Below are 14,775 nucleotides of genomic sequence, written 5' to 3'. Positions count from 1 at the left end.
GGGAGAAGGTTATGCAGCTCGAGTTTCATCAGGTCGACGCGTTCAGTGATCGGCCGTTCAGTGGCAATCCGGCGATGGTTTATCGGCTGGAGGCGTGGCTAGCGGATGAGTTGATGCAAAAGATCGCCGCCGAACACAATCTGGCGGAAACCGCGTTTCTGGTGCGCGAAGGTCAGGCCTGGCATATCCGCTGGTTTACCCCGACCACTGAAGTGCCGTTGTGCGGGCACGCCACGTTGGCCAGTGCTTATGTGCTGTTCGAGATGTATAAGGAAACCGCCGAGCGTATCGACTTCACTTGTAAGTCCGGCGCGCTGAGCGTCACTCGAGAAGGTGATCGGTTGTGGCTGGATTTTCCGTCGATCATGCCGTCAGAGATCGGCGTTACCCTGGATGTTGAGCGGGCGCTGGGTGTCGAAGCGGTTGATGTCCTTGGCTCAAACGAACTGTTTGTGGTGCTGGAGTCGGAGCAGGCGGTGCTCGATTGCAAGCCGGACATGGTCGCTTTGGCCAAGCTGCCGTGGCTCGGCGCGATCGTCACGGCGCGCGGCAATCAACACGATTTTGTCTCGCGCTATTTCGCCCCGGCAATTGGCATCAATGAAGACCCGGTGACCGGCTCGACGCATTGCAGCCTGATTCCGTATTGGTCGAAACGTCTGGGCAAGTCGAGCCTGACCGCGTGCCAGCGCTCGGCGCGGGGCGGGGAGTTGTTCTGTCGTCTGGAAGGTGAGCGCGTGAAGATCGGCGGCAATGCGACGCTGGTTGCCAGTGGCACCCTGATCCTCGGTTAAAAGCTGAAAGATCGCAGCCTTCGGCAGCTCCTACATTGATCCCTGTAGGAGCTGCCGAAGGCTGCGATCTTTTGATCTTTAAAGCGCGGTGCTGTAGCGGCGGACGCCGTTTTCCACTGCCGGGATTTGTGCAGCGGTACTGCCCGATGCCTGGAACAGCACCAGATGTTCAGCAGCTACGCGAATCCCCACCTCTGCCCCAACCTGATGATCGGCATGGCTGGGGAAAATCGATTCCAGCTGCGCACCCGTCGGCAATTGCAGGCGATACAACGTTGAAGCACCAAGGAACGTCTTGCCGACAATCCGCGCTTTCAACGCACTGTCCGGCGCATAAACAATGTCATCCGGACGCAACAAAACATCCACCGCGCCGCCAATCGGCCAAGTGTAAGCACGATTGCCGCGCAGCTCACCCAGCTCAGTCTGCACCGATTCCGGGCTGTCGAGCTGGCCGCGAATGAAGTAACCCTGTCCGATAAAACTGGCCACATAGGGCGTTGCCGGCTCGTGATACAGGTTGTAAGGAGTGTCCCACTGTTCGAGTCGACCTTCCTTGAACACTCCGACGTGATCGCTGACGGCGAAGGCTTCTTCCTGGTCGTGGGTCACCAGAATCGCACTGGTGCCACGGGCCTTGAGGATGTCGCGCACTTCATGACTGAGCTTGCGCCGCAGTTCACCATCGAGGTTGGAGAACGGCTCGTCGAGCAACAGCAATTGCGGCTCCGGTGCCAAGGCGCGGGCGAGGGCGACGCGTTGTTGCTGGCCGCCGGACAACTCGTGCGGAAAGCGTTTGCCAAGGTTTTTCAGGTTGACCAGTTCGAGCAGCTCCTCGGTGACGCGCTCCTTGTTCGGGTGCTTGCGGATACCGAAGGCAATATTGTCGGCAACGCTCAGGTGCGGGAACAGCGCGTAATCCTGGAACACCATGCCGATCCGGCGTTTTTCCGGCGCCAGGGTGAAACCGGCGCTGGAGATGGTTTCGCCACCGAGGGTGATTTCACCTTCGTGCACCGGTTCGAATCCGGCGATGGCGCGCAGGGTGGTGGTCTTGCCGCAGCCGGACGAACCGAGCAGGCAGCCAATGTCACCGGCGTTGAGGTGCAGATTGAGTTTCTGCACCACGCGTTGGTCTTGATAGCCGCAAGCGAGGTTGCGCAGGTTCAGCAGTAATTCATGGCTCATGCGTGGTGATATGCCGGTTCGACGAGGAACTCGAGCAGGGCCTTTTGTGCGTGGAGACGGTTTTCTGCCTGATCCCAGGCGACGGAGCGCGGGTCATCAAGCAGGTCGAGGCTGATTTCTTCGCCACGGTGCGCAGGCAAACAGTGCATGAACAGCACGTCCTCGGCAGCGAGGTCGAGCAGGGCGCGGTTGACCTGGAACGGGGCGAACAGCTTGAGGCGCTTGGCAGTTTCCTCTTCCTGACCCATCGAAGTCCAGACATCGGTGCTCACCAGATGCGCGCCGCGCACGGCGTCGGCCGGATCGCGAACGATGGTCACGCGATCGCCAGCCTTGGCCACGAACTCCGGGTTAGGCTCGTAGCCTTCCGGGCAGGCGACGCGCAACTGGAAGTCGAACTGGATCGCCGCCTCTATATAGCTGTTGCACATGTTATTGCCGTCGCCGATCCAGGCCACGGTCTTGCCCTGAATCGAGCCACGGTGTTCAAGGAAGGTCTGCATGTCGGCCAGCAACTGGCAAGGGTGCAGGTCATCGGACAGGCCGTTGATCACCGGCACGCGCGAGTTGGCCGCGAATTCGGTCAGAGTGCTGTGGGCGAAGGTGCGGATCATCACCGCATCGAGCATGCTCGACATGACGATGGCGCAGTCACCGATCGGCTCGCCACGGCCCAGTTGGGTGTCACGCGGGGACAGGAAGATTGCCTGGCCACCGAGCTGGATCATGCCGGCCTCGAACGAGATCCGGGTGCGGGTCGAGGATTTCTCGAAGATCATCCCCAGCACGCGGTTTTTCAGAGGCTCGAACAGTACGCCGCGGTTACGCAGGTCCTTGAGCTCAACGCCTCGACGGATCACGCTGACCAGCTCTTCGGGCGTGCAATCCATCAGGGAGAGAAAGTGCCTTGCGCTCATCATTGACTACCTTTTTGCTACAAACCGCAGATGCTCAAAGCCTTGTTTAACGGAACAACGGGCGAGACCTGCGGCGTAAGCCGCACGGGGCGACGAAATAGGGGAAGGCGCGATATTGACACTAAATGTCGCGTTTTTCCAATAGGCTACGGTTTTTGCGGAAATCGAAGGGCGCACTGGATGTAGCAGTCACGCATTTGAAGTCGGGTTCAGGACAGCAGCGAGCCTCTTTGTACACTGGCCTCGCGGGGCTTGGCAATGCGCCGTGACGGGGATTGGGTCAACTGGGTCGGTTTACGACCGTGGCGCCATGCCATCACTTGGTCGGATGCTTGGGCTGAAACATTTGCTAAAGCAAAGTGCTGGGTTATAAATAAGTTTCGAGCGACGCAGGAAGCCTCCGCATGGAATCGAAAGAAAAACTGTTAATGGAACTGTTGGGCCACACGGCTCGCTCTCTGACTCATCTCACCGCGTCAGTCACTTCAATGTCATTCGAACTGCTGCGCAGCGAAGACGAAGTGGTGAAGAGTGCCGGCCGCCACATGATTGATCGCATGGCGACTATCAGCGCAGGGCTCGACGAGCATTGGCGGTTGATTGGCGAACTGACCGGCGTCCATGTCGCCCACGAGCAGATCGAAACCATTCAGGAAATCCAGTTGGCGGCACCGCCTCAGCTCCCTTCCAGTTAAACGTGGCGATCTATCGGCTCTCCTGATAGTCGTCGATTCACAAGACGAACGTCGCTGGCGCCTGGACGGCGCCGGGGCCATAGTTTTGTTCCCGCGGGCGTGATTGTCCGCCCAGAACAAGACAGAGACTGGCCATGACCAAGACTCTCCATCACCGTGCCTGCCACCTGTGCGAAGCCATTTGTGGGCTGACCATCGAGACCACCGAAACCGATGGCCATGTTGCGATCACCTCGATCAAGGGTGATGCCCTCGACACCTTCAGCCGTGGCCACATCTGCCCCAAAGCCGTGGCCCTGCAAGACATCCAGAATGATCCGGACCGCCTGCGCCAGCCAATGCGTCGCGTTGGTAGCGAGTGGCTGCCGATCGAGTGGGACGAAGCGTTTGCGCTGGTGGCCGAGAAACTGGCGGCGATTCAGGAACGTCATGGCCAGAACGCTGTGGCGGTCTATCAAGGCAACCCGAGCGTGCATAACTACGGGCTGATGACCCACAGCAATTATTTCCTCGGTTTGCTGAAGACGCGCAATCGCTTCTCGGCGACCTCGGTCGATCAGTTGCCGCACCACTTGAGCAGTTACTTGATGTACGGCCACGGCTTGCTGCTGCCGATTCCGGACATCGATCACACCGACTTCATGCTGATCCTCGGCGGCAATCCGCTGGCCTCCAACGGCAGCATCATGACCGTGCCAGATGTTGAGAAACGTTTAAAGGCAATCCAGGCGCGCGGCGGTAAAGTCGTTGTGGTTGATCCACGACGCAGTGAGACGGCGGCGATGGCTGATCAGCATTTGTTCGTGCGTCCGGGGGGCGATGCGGCGCTGTTGTTTGGTGTGCTCAACACCTTGTTCAGCGAAGGGCTGACCCGCGACAGTCATTTGCCGATTGATGGTCTGGACGACGTACGCGCGGCGGTGGCGGCGTTCACGGCGGAGGCGATGAGTCCGTTGTGCGCCGTGCCAGCCGAGCAGATCCGCCAATTGGCACGTGACTTCGCTGCTGCGCCGAGTGCGGTTTGCTATGGGCGCATGGGTGTTTCAACCCAAGCCTTTGGCACCTTGTGTCACTGGGTCGTGCAATTGATCAATCTGGTCACTGGCAACCTCGACCGGGTTGGCGGCGCGTTGTGCACCGAGCCGGCCGTGGATCTGGTGGCGTCGACCTCGGGCGGGCATTTCAACAAATGGCAGAGCCGTGTCTCGGGTCGTCCTGAATACGGCGGCGAGTTGCCGGTCTCGGCGCTGGCCGAAGAAATGCTCACTGAAGGCGACGGCCAGATCCGTGCGCTGATCACTGTGGCCGGCAATCCGGTGTTGTCGACGCCGAACGGGCGGCAACTGGAGCAAGCGCTGGACGGCCTGGAGTTCATGGTCAGCATTGACCTCTACATCAACGAAACCACGCGCTACGCCGATCTGATCCTGCCGTCGACCTCGGCGCTGGAGAATGATCACTACGACACCACCTTCAATCTGTTCGCGGTGCGCAACGTCACCCGCTTCAACCGCGCGATCCTCGCCAAGCCTGAGGGTGCTTTGCATGACTGGGAGATCTTCGTCGGTCTGGCCAAGGCCTTCGCCGAGAAGACCGGTAAAGAACTGAAACCGACCATGCCGCCGGCGAAGATGATCGACATGGGCCTGCGCATGGGCCTGTACGGTGACGCCTCTGAGCAGAAACTCTCGTTAGCGACATTGTTCGATCATCCGCACGGGATCGATCTGGGGGCGCTGAAAGCGAATCTGGCGTCGCGGCTGAAAACGCCGAATCAGCGAGTGCAGGCCGCTCCGCCAGAGATTCTCGCTGACCTTGCACGTTTCGCTGCCTTGCAGGCGCCAGCCGCCGATGAGCTGTTGATGATCGGCCGCCGCCACGTACGCAGCAACAATTCGTGGATGCACAACTATCACCGTCTGGTGAAGGGCAAGCCGCGCCATCAACTGCTGATGCACCCGGATGACCTTGCCAGTCGTGGGCTCAACGATGGTCAGTTGGTGCGCGTCAGTTCACGGGTTGGCCAGATCGAGGTGGAAGTGCTCGGCAGTCTGGACATGATGAAAGGCGTGGTCAGCCTGCCGCACGGCTGGGGCCATGCGCGGCCGGGTGTGCAGATGGCGATTGCCAGTGGCCAGCCGGGCTCGAGTGCCAATGATCTGACCGATGAATGCCAGCTTGATGAATTGTCGGGTAATGCGGCCCTTAATGGTGTGCCGGTGACGGTGGCGGCGGCCTGAATGTGACCGTCGGGGAGACCGAGCATGGCGCTCGGGATTCCGTTACAATGCGTCACCGTGCCGACCCATGAGTCGGAAAGTTCAGCCGAGGTGCTCCATGGATATCATCGAAACGATTAAAGAGCAGATTGCCAACAACACCATTCTGCTTTACATGAAAGGCTCGCCGAATGCCCCACAGTGTGGCTTCTCCGCGAAAGCTGCGCAGGCTGTCATGGCTTGCGGCGAAAAGTTTGCGTACGTGGACATCCTGCAGAACCCGGAAATCCGCGCCAACCTGCCTAAATACGCCAACTGGCCGACTTTCCCGCAACTGTGGGTCGGCGGTGAGCTTGTCGGCGGTAGCGACATCATGACCGAGATGGCTGCAGACGGTTCGTTGCAAACCACCATCAAGTCGGCTGTTGAAGCGGCAGCGGCGAACAAGTCCGAAGCCTGATCGGCCAGGTCTCATGCGACAGCTGCTGCTTCTGTAGGAGCTGTCGAGTGAAACGAGGCTGCGATCTTCTGATCTTCAGCCACTAAAAAGCCCCGCCACTCGAAAGAGGGCGGGGCTTTTTAGTGCGTTCGAAAAGTTACTGCAAGTTGCCGGTGCAATCTGAAAAGATCGCAGCCTGCGGCAGCTCCTACTCTTCGCCCATCTGCGATTGCAGATAGTTCTCAAGACCGACTTTATCGATCAGGCCCAGTTGGGTTTCCAGCCAGTCGATATGTTCTTCTTCAGATTCGAGAATGTCTTCCAGCAGTTCACGGCTGCCGAAGTCGCCAACGGTTTCGCAATGCGCGATCGCGGTCTTCAGGTCAGCATGGCCGGTCTTCTCGATACGCAGGTCGCACTCCAGCATTTCCTTGGTGTGCTCGCCGATGTGCAGCTTGCCCAGGTCCTGCACGTTCGGCAGGCCTTCGAGGAACAGGATGCGCTTGATCAGCTTGTCCGCGTGCTTCATCTCGTCGATGGATTCTTTGTATTCGTGCTTGCCGAGCTTGTTCAGACCCCAATCTTCGTACATGCGCGCATGCAGGAAGTACTGATTGATCGCGACCAGCTCATTGGCAAGGATCTTGTTGAGATGCTGGATGACTGTAATGTCGCCTTTCATGATCGGAGTCCTGCCCTGTAATAGCTGTATATACGGCAGAGTTTGAGCTTCGCACTTATAAGTGTCAAACCTAAGTTATTGAATAATATATGAAAATTAATCGGAATAAGAATGTTTGTGTTCCGCGTCTGGACGCTAAGCAATTGATTTACAGGCATAAAAAAACCGGACATAAGTCCGGTTCTTTGAAATGGGGTGTTATTACGCGGCAGTAAATTCTACCGGATAGGGGATCGCGGCCTGAGCGGTTTGCAGCTTGGTCAGGGTTTCGCGTACCACTTCCTTGGCAAGGCAGGCACATTTGCCGCATTGGCTGGCGACGCCGGTGGCCTGGCGAACTTCTTTATAGCTGCAGCAACCTTCATAGATCGCTTCGCGGATCTGTCCGTCGGTGACGCCAGTGCAGAGACAAACATACATAAGTGAGAACCGTCGCTGGTTGTGACTCAATTGCGATGGATCTTAATGTTAACGAGAATGATTGTCAAAGTGCTTTCGGAACGCTTCAGCCGATTAACAGCCATGACTGACGAACGGTATTTACTGGCGATTTGCCTGGCCCCGTAAATGCAGCGCCGTTCTGCGCCTGCTTTGAAAAACCGTTAAGGACAGGCCAAATTCGCAGTGTATGATGGTCGGCCCTTGCGAAGGGGGTTCGTGTCACAGGGCTGTCGCCTGAGGGTGGCAGGCTGGCGCGGACCCTGAACTTCAAGTTTTTACACCAGGAGATATCAATGAGCGTACTCGTAGGCAAACAAGCCCCTGACTTCACCGTCCCGGCCGTACTCGGCAATGGCGAGATCGTTGACAGCTTCACCCTGTCCTCGGCCATCAAAGGCAAATACGGCCTGGTGTTCTTCTACCCACTGGACTTCACCTTCGTCTGCCCGTCCGAGCTGATCGCTCTGGACAACCGCATGGCCGACTTCAAGGCGCGCAACGTTGAAGTGATCGCTGTGTCGATCGACTCGCACTTCACTCACAACGCATGGCGCAACACGCCTGTGAACAATGGCGGCATCGGCCAGGTGAAATACACCATGGCTGCCGACATGAAGCACGACATCGCCAAGGCCTATGACGTTGAATCCGAAGGCGGCGTAGCTTTCCGTGGCGCGTTCCTGATCGACGACAAAGGCGTTGTCCGCTCGCAGATCATCAACGACCTGCCGCTGGGCCGTAACATGGAAGAGCTGATCCGTCTGGTCGACGCTCTGCAATTCCACGAAGAGCACGGCGAAGTCTGCCCTGCCAACTGGAAAAAAGGCGACAAAGGCATGAACGCTTCGCCAGAAGGCGTTGCTGCATACCTGACCGAGAACGCTGCAGCCCTGTAAGGCGCAACGTCGAGGTACAAAAAAACCGGCCCACGTGGCCGGTTTTTTTATCCGCGGGATTTACCCGACGACCATCGATCAGTCGTCGAAATCTTCCCAACCGCCCATCTGTTTCCAGCGGTTGACGATGCCGCAGAACAGCTCAGCGGTTTTCTCGGTGTCGTAACGCGCTGAGTGCGCCTCACGGCCGTCGAAATCGATGTCGGCTGCCTGACAGGCTTTCGCCAGTACGGTTTGACCGTACGCCAGACCGGCCAGCGTCGCGGTGTCGAAGCTGGAGAACGGGTGGAACGGGTTGCGCTTCATGTCCAGTCGCGCGACAGCGGCATTGAGGAAGCCAAGGTCGAAGCTGCTGTTGTGGCCAACCAGAATCGCGCGCTTGCAGCCATTGGCCTTCAACGCTTTGCGAATGCCACGGAAGATGTCGGTCAACGCGGTTTCTTCGCTGACGGCCATGCGCAGTGGGTGATCGAGCTTGATTCCGGTGAACTCCAGCGCCGCTGCTTCGATGTTGGCGCCTTCGAACGGCTCAACGCGGAAGAAGTAAGTGTGATCCGGGTAAACAAAACCCTTTTCATCCATGGCGATGGTGGTCGCGGCAATCTCCAGCAACGCATCGGTGGCCGAGTTGAAGCCGCCGGTTTCTACGTCGACGACAACCGGCAGGTAGCCGCGAAAGCGTGCTGCCATCGGGTGACGGGAACCGCCACCGCCACTTTGACCGTCCAGTTCGTCGTCGAAATGGTCTTCACTCACGCGTGTTCCTCCAGCAGGCGCCAGCGCAGTTTTTCACCGGCGCGCAGCGGGATAACGGTCAGCTCGCCGAATGGCAGGCTGGTCGGGGCGGTCCATTCTTCACGGACCAGGGTGATGCGATCGGTGTTTGCCGGCAGGCCGTAGAAACGCGGACCGTTGAGGCTGGCGAAGGCCTCGAGCTTGTCCAGCGCGTTACGCTGTTCAAAGGCTTCGGCGTACATCTCGATGGCGGCGTACGCGGTGTAGCAGCCGGCGCAGCCGCAAGCGGCTTCCTTGGCGTGCTGCGCGTGCGGCGCCGAGTCGGTACCGAGGAAGAACTTGGCGCTGCCGCTGGTGGCGGCATCGAGCAAGGCTTCCTGATGCGTGTTGCGCTTGAGGATCGGCAAGCAATAGAAGTGCGGCCGAATCCCGCCCACCAGCATGTGGTTGCGGTTGTACAGCAGGTGATGCGCGGTGATGGTCGCGCCAACGTTGGCCGAAGCCTCTTTGACGAACTGCACGGCATCGCCGGTGGTGATGTGTTCGAACACCACTTTCAGCGTCGGAAAACGCTCGACCACGCGGCGCATGTGCTCATCGATGAAAATCTTTTCGCGGTCGAACACATCGACGTCGCCACGGGTGACTTCGCCGTGGATCAGCAGCGGCATGCCAACTTCGGCCATGGCCTCGATCGCCGGCAGAATCTTGTCGATGCTGGTCACGCCGGAGTCGGAATTGGTGGTTGCGCCGGCCGGGTACAGCTTGGCGGCGTAGACAAAACCACTGGCCTTGGCTTCACGAATTTCTTCGGGCTGGGTGCGGTCGGTGAGGTACAGCACCATCAGCGGCTCAAAGCGACTGCCGGCCGGGCGGGCAGCGAGAATCCGCTGGCGATAGCCGTCGGCTTCAGCGGCGTTGCGCACCGGAGGTACCAGGTTGGGCATGATGATCGCGCGGCCAAAAGTGCGCGCAACATCGGCAACGGTATTGGTCAACACGGCACCATCGCGAAGATGAATGTGCCAGTCGTCGGGACGCAGCAGGGTCAGGCGGTCGGACATGAGGGGATTCCAGGCGGGTCAAACTGAGGCGAATGCTACCGGAAAAGACTCTTGCAGGCACTCGCTATCAAGTTTTGCGGGAACCTTCCGATATCCCGTAGGTATGCCGTAAACATAGTGTGAATCGGTCTTTGTGTTTCAGAAGCCAATGGAGCCTCCCGTGCGCCAGCGTTATTTAGCCTTGCTCAGTGTGTTTGCCAGCTTTCCCGCGATGGCGCTCACGTACCAGACCCGTCTGGAGAACATTGAGTGGACGGTCGCCGGCGACAAGTTCGAATGTCGTCTGACCCAGCCGATCACCGATTTCGGTTCGGGTGAGTTCGTGCGCAAGGCCGGCGAGCAGGCGATATTTCGTCTGAATGCCTACAACGCCATGCTTGGCGGCGGTTCGGCGACGTTGCTGGCGGCGGCTGCGCCTTGGCAGCCGGGTCGTAGTGACATCAATCTCGGCTCTGTGAGGCTTGGCAGTGGCAACGTGCTGTTCAGCAGTTCGCAGTCGCAGGCCGGCGGTTTGATCAGCGGCCTGCTGGACGGACGGAGCCCGGTCGTGCGTCGCGCGTCTGGCGATGGCCGTGTCTCGGAAGTGCGTTTATTGCCGGTGAAATTCAGCAAGGCGTTTAACGACTATCAGACCTGTGTAGCGAAATTGCTGCCGCAGAATTTCGACCAGATCAAGCAATCGCAGATCGGCTTCCCCGGCGAAGGCGTTGATCTGGACGCCGCCGCCAAGGCCAAGCTGCAAGTGATGCTCGAATTCATGAAGGCCGATCCGACGGTCAATCACATCGAACTCGATGGCCATTCCGACAACAGCGGTAATCGTCTGACCAACCGTGAACTGTCGCGCCGCCGAGCGCTGGCAGTGGTCGACTTCTTCAAGGCCAATGGCATCGCCGAATCGCAGATCACAGTACGTTTCCATGGTGAACAATACCCATTGGTTCCGAACACCAATGCGGCCAACCGGGCGAAGAACCGTCGGGTTGCGGTGAAGCTTGCACGCGTGGCGCCAACCACCGCTCCAGCGCCTCAGGCGAGCACCCCAGCCAGCACTGCAGCGACTTCCTGACCCGCCGGTCATCGTCGCGCTGTCGACAGATTCTGTCGCTTTGTCGTCTTAAGCTGTCGCGCCTCTGTAAATTATCGCGTTTGAGCGGTAGACTCCTCGGCTTTCCGTAGAACCCCGTGGAGTGATGGCATGGCGGACGTAAACAAGGTCGTTCTGGCGTATTCCGGCGGCCTGGACACTTCGGTGATCCTCAAGTGGCTGCAGGATACTTATAACTGTGAAGTGGTGACCTTCACCGCTGATCTCGGTCAAGGCGAAGAGGTCGAGCCGGCCCGCGCCAAGGCTCAGGCCATGGGCGTCAAAGAAATCTACATCGACGATCTGCGCGAAGAATTCGTGCGTGATTTCGTGTTCCCGATGTTCCGCGCCAACACCGTTTACGAAGGCGAGTACCTGCTGGGTACTTCCATCGCACGTCCGCTGATCGCCAAGCGTCTGATCGAAATCGCCAACGAAACCGGCGCTGACGCCATTTCCCATGGCGCTACCGGTAAAGGCAACGACCAGGTGCGTTTCGAACTGGGTGCCTACGCACTCAAGCCTGGCGTTAAAGTGATTGCCCCTTGGCGTGAGTGGGACCTGCTGTCCCGCGAGAAGCTGATGGACTACGCCGAGAAGCACGCGATCCCGATCGAGCGTCACGGCAAGAAGAAGTCTCCGTACTCGATGGACGCCAACCTGCTGCACATCTCCTATGAAGGCGGCGTGCTGGAAGACACCTGGACCGAGCACGAAGAAGACATGTGGAAATGGACCGTCTCCCCGGAGAACGCTCCTGATAAAGCGCAATACCTGGAACTGACTTACCGCAACGGCGACATCGTTGCACTGGACGGCGTCGAAATGACTCCGGCCACCGTGCTGGCGACACTGAACAAAATCGGTGGTGCCCACGGTATCGGCCGTCTCGACATCGTCGAGAACCGTTACGTCGGCATGAAGTCCCGTGGTTGCTACGAAACCCCGGGCGGCACCATCATGCTGCGCGCTCACCGCGCCATCGAATCGATCACCCTGGACCGCGAAGTCGCTCACCTCAAAGACGAGCTGATGCCGAAATACGCCAGCCTGATCTACACCGGTTACTGGTGGAGCCCAGAGCGTCTGATGCTGCAGCAGATGATCGACGCTTCGCAGGTCAACGTGAACGGCGTTGTGCGCCTGAAGTTGTACAAAGGCAACGTGATCGTCACTGGCCGCAAGTCCGACGATTCGCTGTTCGATTCCAACATCGCGACCTTCGAAGAAGATGGCGGTGCTTACAATCAGGCTGACGCTGCGGGCTTCATCAAGCTCAACGCGCTGCGCATGCGCATTGCTGCCAACAAGGGCCGCAAGCTGTTCTAAGCGTTGCAGACTGACGTGCAATGAAAAGGGCGGCCTTGTCATCGAGACAAGGCCGCCCTTTTTGCTTGATTCTTTGGCGGTTTCTGTTCGGGTCATGTTCAGGTTTTCGCACGTGTGGCAACGACTCTGCCTTCATGCTCGCCCCAGTAGTGTCACCGCTTGTGAGCAAAGGTTATAAACAATACACAGCGTGTTGCCAGAGCCTTTTTTTATGTGCCTGATTTGCAGCAGTGCATTTTGCGTCAGTAAAACATCGGACACATGATTGGAAAGAAAGACGACCACACGGGCAGTTTTCCTGTCCAGGTTGCGGATATTTTCCACTATCGTGGCTAACTCTCTCGATGCATCGACATCCCTGGCGTCTATGAGATGGAGATTGCTGATCGACGCGGGCAACTGAATGTTGTGCTGAACAATCAGGCTCGGTTTTGCGTTGATGTCCGCAGGCGGGTCAGGTGCGTTGTGTACTTTGCACGAGTCTTTGCATTCGACAGTGCCCGATTCGCTCGGCACGATACAACTGGAGAATCCGAATGTACCTGGTGTGGCAGGTTCTTGCATCGAGGTGTTTCGTTTGTTCTCGCGATCATTGATATCGATTACTTTCAGGAAGTTCTTGTCTTTACCGAAATCGGAAGGTGAATAGAGGGAGCGGTAGTTGAAGTTCAAAGTGATAAAGAAAAGAAATAACAAATAAAATGGAAAGCTGATCAAGAACCACACATAAATTTCCCTGTCCTGGTTGTCAAGGAAAGGCAGAGACACGGCGGCTGATGTTTCAGAGATGGCCGCAAATATGGCAATGACGGTCATTGGGTTGCTAATCTTCTTTTTGATTTTTAGCATGTTTGTACTCTTTGGTCTGGTCTTGCTCATGGTTAATAAGTTCGTATTGTCTGGATGTAGTTAGTGGTGTTTCAGTGTTTATTTTTATAGCAAAATTATAGGGCTTGGTATAAATATCTTGTTTCAGGTGTTTATGTTTTTCTCGACGTTATAATGCCGATGCGACCGCTGTTGCCAGGTGTTTCCAATATCCCGATATTTTTCAGTCGCGCGCATATGCCCGGGCGCCAATGCCGTTCGGGCACAATGAACTGCAGCGACGGCGTGTGTTTTTTACCGGTAGTCGTAGTCCGTAACAGGTTGAAAGAGAAATTTTTCCTCCGGCAAAAGCAGATGCGGCGTCGGATGTTTAGAGGGGTAGAGGTTTTTTGTAGGATTAATCCGCGATGGATGTAGGGCATGTCTCTCGATGCAAGTGCGTGTTAACACTGGCATGCCATAGAGCAAGTGACTGGGCTATTGTGCGTGTTCTAAAAATTCGAACAGCGAAACTGGACTTGCCCATGAATAAAGTGCTGATCGTGGATGATCACCCTGTCATTCGTCTTGCGGTACGTATGCTGATGGAACGTCATGGCTACGAAGTCATCGCAGAAACTGATAACGGTGTGGACGCGTTACAACTTGCTAGAGAACAAATGCCGGATATTGTCATTCTGGACATTGGAATACCAAAACTTGATGGTCTGGAAGTTATCGCACGCCTGACCTCAACGGCCATGCCTATTAAAGTACTGGTTCTGACTTCCCAGGCTCCCGGGCACTTTTCCATGCGCTGCATGCAATCGGGGGCGGCCGGCTATGTGTGCAAACAGCAGGACTTGACCGAGTTACTCAGCGCAATCAAGGCCGTATTGTCCGGCTACAGTTATTTTCCCAATCAGGCTCTGCATACCGTGCGTACCAGTCTGGGCAATGCAAGTGAAGCCGATATGGTGGATCGTCTGTCCGGTCGGGAGATGATGGTGCTGCAGCAGTTGGCGCGGGGCAAAACCAACAAGGAAATTGCAGATGGCATGTTTTTGAGCAACAAAACCGTGAGCACCTACAAGACGCGCTTGTTGTTGAAGCTCAATGCGCGTTCTCTGGTTGATCTGATCGAATTGGCGCAGCGTAATGGTCTGGTCTGAATCCATCGATGGCTGACAGGGTCATGGGCCGATCAAGCTCAGCTAGCCGCACAAAGAGAAAAGCCTCCGGTTCGGGAGGCTTTCAAGTATCAGTCATCAAAATCGTAATCGGCCAATTGCTTTTGCAGTCGGCGCTCCTCAAGCAGGTTGTCGATCGTACGGCGCTTGCTGAGATTGGTCTTGGCGACTTCGACCACAGGTTCGGCGTCATCAGTTTCTGCAGCGATATCGTCATCTACATCCAGTGGCTCTTTGTCGCTACTCATAAGCTAACTCCCGGCTAAGAATGCCTTTGGCGCCCCTTATATCG

General features: G+C 57.2%; 16 protein-coding genes. 8 read left to right on the top strand and 8 right to left on the bottom strand.

Going from position 1 to position 14,775, the window contains the following annotated elements:
- Positions 1 to 11: 11 nt before the first annotated feature.
- On the top strand, positions 12 to 794 hold the full coding sequence (locus tag CKW38_RS07425) for a PhzF family phenazine biosynthesis protein (RefSeq protein WP_095112334.1): 783 nt from the start codon (positions 12 to 14) through the stop codon (positions 792 to 794).
- Between the two features lie 78 nt (positions 795 to 872).
- On the opposite strand, the gene CKW38_RS07420 is transcribed toward CKW38_RS07425, so the two are convergent.
- Both CKW38_RS07420 and argF read right to left on the bottom strand, forming a co-directional pair.
- Positions 873 to 1,982: an ABC transporter ATP-binding protein gene (locus CKW38_RS07420; RefSeq protein ID WP_095112333.1), complete on the bottom strand. Its 1,110-nt coding sequence runs from the start codon at positions 1,980 to 1,982 to the stop codon at positions 873 to 875.
- The gene (gene argF, locus CKW38_RS07415; protein ID WP_042704963.1) at positions 1,979 to 2,899 is read right to left on the bottom strand and encodes an ornithine carbamoyltransferase; all 921 of its coding nucleotides are present in this window, start codon (positions 2,897 to 2,899) and stop codon (positions 1,979 to 1,981) included. The genes CKW38_RS07420 and argF overlap by 4 nt, the downstream gene beginning before the upstream one ends.
- 404 nt (positions 2,900 to 3,303) lie before the next feature.
- Here argF and CKW38_RS07410 point away from each other — a divergent pair, with 404 nt between their 5' ends.
- The 3 genes from CKW38_RS07410 to grxD all read left to right on the top strand — a co-directional run bounded on the left by CKW38_RS07410 (position 3,304) and on the right by grxD (position 6,273).
- A complete protein-coding gene (locus CKW38_RS07410) occupies positions 3,304 to 3,594 on the top strand; it encodes a hypothetical protein (RefSeq protein WP_007916677.1) in 291 nt (96 codons plus the stop codon).
- 134 nt (positions 3,595 to 3,728) lie between these two features.
- Complete coding sequence (locus CKW38_RS07405) at positions 3,729 to 5,834, top strand: molybdopterin oxidoreductase family protein (RefSeq protein ID WP_007916675.1); 2,106 nt, start codon at positions 3,729 to 3,731, stop codon at positions 5,832 to 5,834.
- Positions 5,835 to 5,931: 97 nt separating this feature from the next.
- Complete coding sequence (gene grxD, locus CKW38_RS07400; protein WP_007916674.1) at positions 5,932 to 6,273, top strand: Grx4 family monothiol glutaredoxin; 342 nt, start codon at positions 5,932 to 5,934, stop codon at positions 6,271 to 6,273.
- Between the two features lie 187 nt (positions 6,274 to 6,460).
- Here grxD and bfr read toward each other — a convergent pair whose 3' ends face one another.
- Complete coding sequence (bfr, locus tag CKW38_RS07395; RefSeq protein ID WP_007916671.1) at positions 6,461 to 6,934, bottom strand: bacterioferritin; 474 nt, start codon at positions 6,932 to 6,934, stop codon at positions 6,461 to 6,463.
- Between the two features lie 201 nt (positions 6,935 to 7,135).
- Complete coding sequence (locus CKW38_RS07390) at positions 7,136 to 7,354, bottom strand: bacterioferritin-associated ferredoxin (RefSeq protein WP_003227725.1); 219 nt, start codon at positions 7,352 to 7,354, stop codon at positions 7,136 to 7,138.
- A gap of 314 nt (positions 7,355 to 7,668) precedes the next feature.
- Here CKW38_RS07390 and CKW38_RS07385 point away from each other — a divergent pair, with 314 nt between their 5' ends.
- The gene (locus tag CKW38_RS07385; RefSeq protein ID WP_003227723.1) at positions 7,669 to 8,271 is read left to right on the top strand and encodes a peroxiredoxin; all 603 of its coding nucleotides are present in this window, start codon (positions 7,669 to 7,671) and stop codon (positions 8,269 to 8,271) included.
- A gap of 78 nt (positions 8,272 to 8,349) precedes the next feature.
- Here CKW38_RS07385 and rnt read toward each other — a convergent pair whose 3' ends face one another.
- Both rnt and pyrC read right to left on the bottom strand, forming a co-directional pair.
- Positions 8,350 to 9,027, bottom strand: coding sequence for a ribonuclease T (gene rnt, locus CKW38_RS07380; protein WP_007916667.1), 678 nt, complete (start codon positions 9,025 to 9,027; stop codon positions 8,350 to 8,352).
- Positions 9,024 to 10,070, bottom strand: a complete 1,047-nt coding sequence (gene pyrC / locus CKW38_RS07375; protein ID WP_095112332.1) for a dihydroorotase — start codon at positions 10,068 to 10,070, stop codon at positions 9,024 to 9,026. The genes rnt and pyrC overlap by 4 nt, the downstream gene beginning before the upstream one ends.
- 160 nt (positions 10,071 to 10,230) lie before the next feature.
- On the opposite strand from pyrC, the gene CKW38_RS07370 reads away from it, so the two are divergent.
- Both CKW38_RS07370 and CKW38_RS07365 read left to right on the top strand, forming a co-directional pair.
- Entirely contained in the window at positions 10,231 to 11,139 is a 909-nt protein-coding gene (locus tag CKW38_RS07370; protein WP_095112331.1) for an OmpA family protein, read from the top strand.
- A gap of 129 nt (positions 11,140 to 11,268) precedes the next feature.
- On the top strand, positions 11,269 to 12,486 hold the full coding sequence (locus tag CKW38_RS07365; protein ID WP_007916658.1) for an argininosuccinate synthase: 1,218 nt from the start codon (positions 11,269 to 11,271) through the stop codon (positions 12,484 to 12,486).
- 132 nt (positions 12,487 to 12,618) lie between these two features.
- Here the strand turns inward: CKW38_RS07365 and CKW38_RS07360 are convergent, their stop codons facing one another.
- Positions 12,619 to 13,335: a hypothetical protein gene (locus CKW38_RS07360; protein WP_095112330.1), complete on the bottom strand. Its 717-nt coding sequence runs from the start codon at positions 13,333 to 13,335 to the stop codon at positions 12,619 to 12,621.
- 503 nt (positions 13,336 to 13,838) lie between these two features.
- On the opposite strand from CKW38_RS07360, the gene CKW38_RS07355 reads away from it, so the two are divergent.
- Positions 13,839 to 14,465: a response regulator transcription factor gene (locus CKW38_RS07355; protein WP_007916656.1), complete on the top strand. Its 627-nt coding sequence runs from the start codon at positions 13,839 to 13,841 to the stop codon at positions 14,463 to 14,465.
- 89 nt (positions 14,466 to 14,554) lie between these two features.
- Here the strand turns inward: CKW38_RS07355 and CKW38_RS30165 are convergent, their stop codons facing one another.
- On the bottom strand, positions 14,555 to 14,731 hold the full coding sequence (locus tag CKW38_RS30165; RefSeq protein ID WP_007916654.1) for a PA3496 family putative envelope integrity protein: 177 nt from the start codon (positions 14,729 to 14,731) through the stop codon (positions 14,555 to 14,557).
- Positions 14,732 to 14,775: the final 44 nt, after the last annotated feature.

Source organism: Pseudomonas sp. Irchel 3H7, from assembly GCF_900187605.1.
GTDB lineage: Bacteria > Pseudomonadota > Gammaproteobacteria > Pseudomonadales > Pseudomonadaceae > Aquipseudomonas.
This window is presented reverse-complemented; position numbering and strand designations above follow the sequence as displayed.

Bases quoted from the DNA above. Each gene is read 5' to 3' on its own strand.
- bfr (WP_007916671.1), bottom strand. From the start codon at position 6,934: ATGAAAGGCGACATTACAGTCATCCAGCATCTCAACAAGATCCTTGCC.
- CKW38_RS07355 (WP_007916656.1), top strand. From the start codon at position 13,839: ATGAATAAAGTGCTGATCGTGGATGATCACCCTGTCATTCGTCTTGCG.
- CKW38_RS07390 (WP_003227725.1), bottom strand. From the start codon at position 7,354: ATGTATGTTTGTCTCTGCACTGGCGTCACCGACGGACAGATCCGCGAA.
- CKW38_RS07385 (WP_003227723.1), top strand. From the start codon at position 7,669: ATGAGCGTACTCGTAGGCAAACAAGCCCCTGACTTCACCGTCCCGGCC.
- grxD (WP_007916674.1), top strand. From the start codon at position 5,932: ATGGATATCATCGAAACGATTAAAGAGCAGATTGCCAACAACACCATT.
- CKW38_RS07360 (WP_095112330.1), bottom strand. From the start codon at position 13,335: ATGCTAAAAATCAAAAAGAAGATTAGCAACCCAATGACCGTCATTGCC.
- CKW38_RS07405 (WP_007916675.1), top strand. From the start codon at position 3,729: ATGACCAAGACTCTCCATCACCGTGCCTGCCACCTGTGCGAAGCCATT.
- CKW38_RS07425 (WP_095112334.1), top strand. From the start codon at position 12: ATGCAGCTCGAGTTTCATCAGGTCGACGCGTTCAGTGATCGGCCGTTC.
- pyrC (WP_095112332.1), bottom strand. From the start codon at position 10,070: ATGTCCGACCGCCTGACCCTGCTGCGTCCCGACGACTGGCACATTCAT.
- CKW38_RS07420 (WP_095112333.1), bottom strand. From the start codon at position 1,982: ATGAGCCATGAATTACTGCTGAACCTGCGCAACCTCGCTTGCGGCTAT.
- CKW38_RS30165 (WP_007916654.1), bottom strand. From the start codon at position 14,731: ATGAGTAGCGACAAAGAGCCACTGGATGTAGATGACGATATCGCTGCA.
- CKW38_RS07365 (WP_007916658.1), top strand. From the start codon at position 11,269: ATGGCGGACGTAAACAAGGTCGTTCTGGCGTATTCCGGCGGCCTGGAC.
- argF (WP_042704963.1), bottom strand. From the start codon at position 2,899: ATGAGCGCAAGGCACTTTCTCTCCCTGATGGATTGCACGCCCGAAGAG.
- CKW38_RS07410 (WP_007916677.1), top strand. From the start codon at position 3,304: ATGGAATCGAAAGAAAAACTGTTAATGGAACTGTTGGGCCACACGGCT.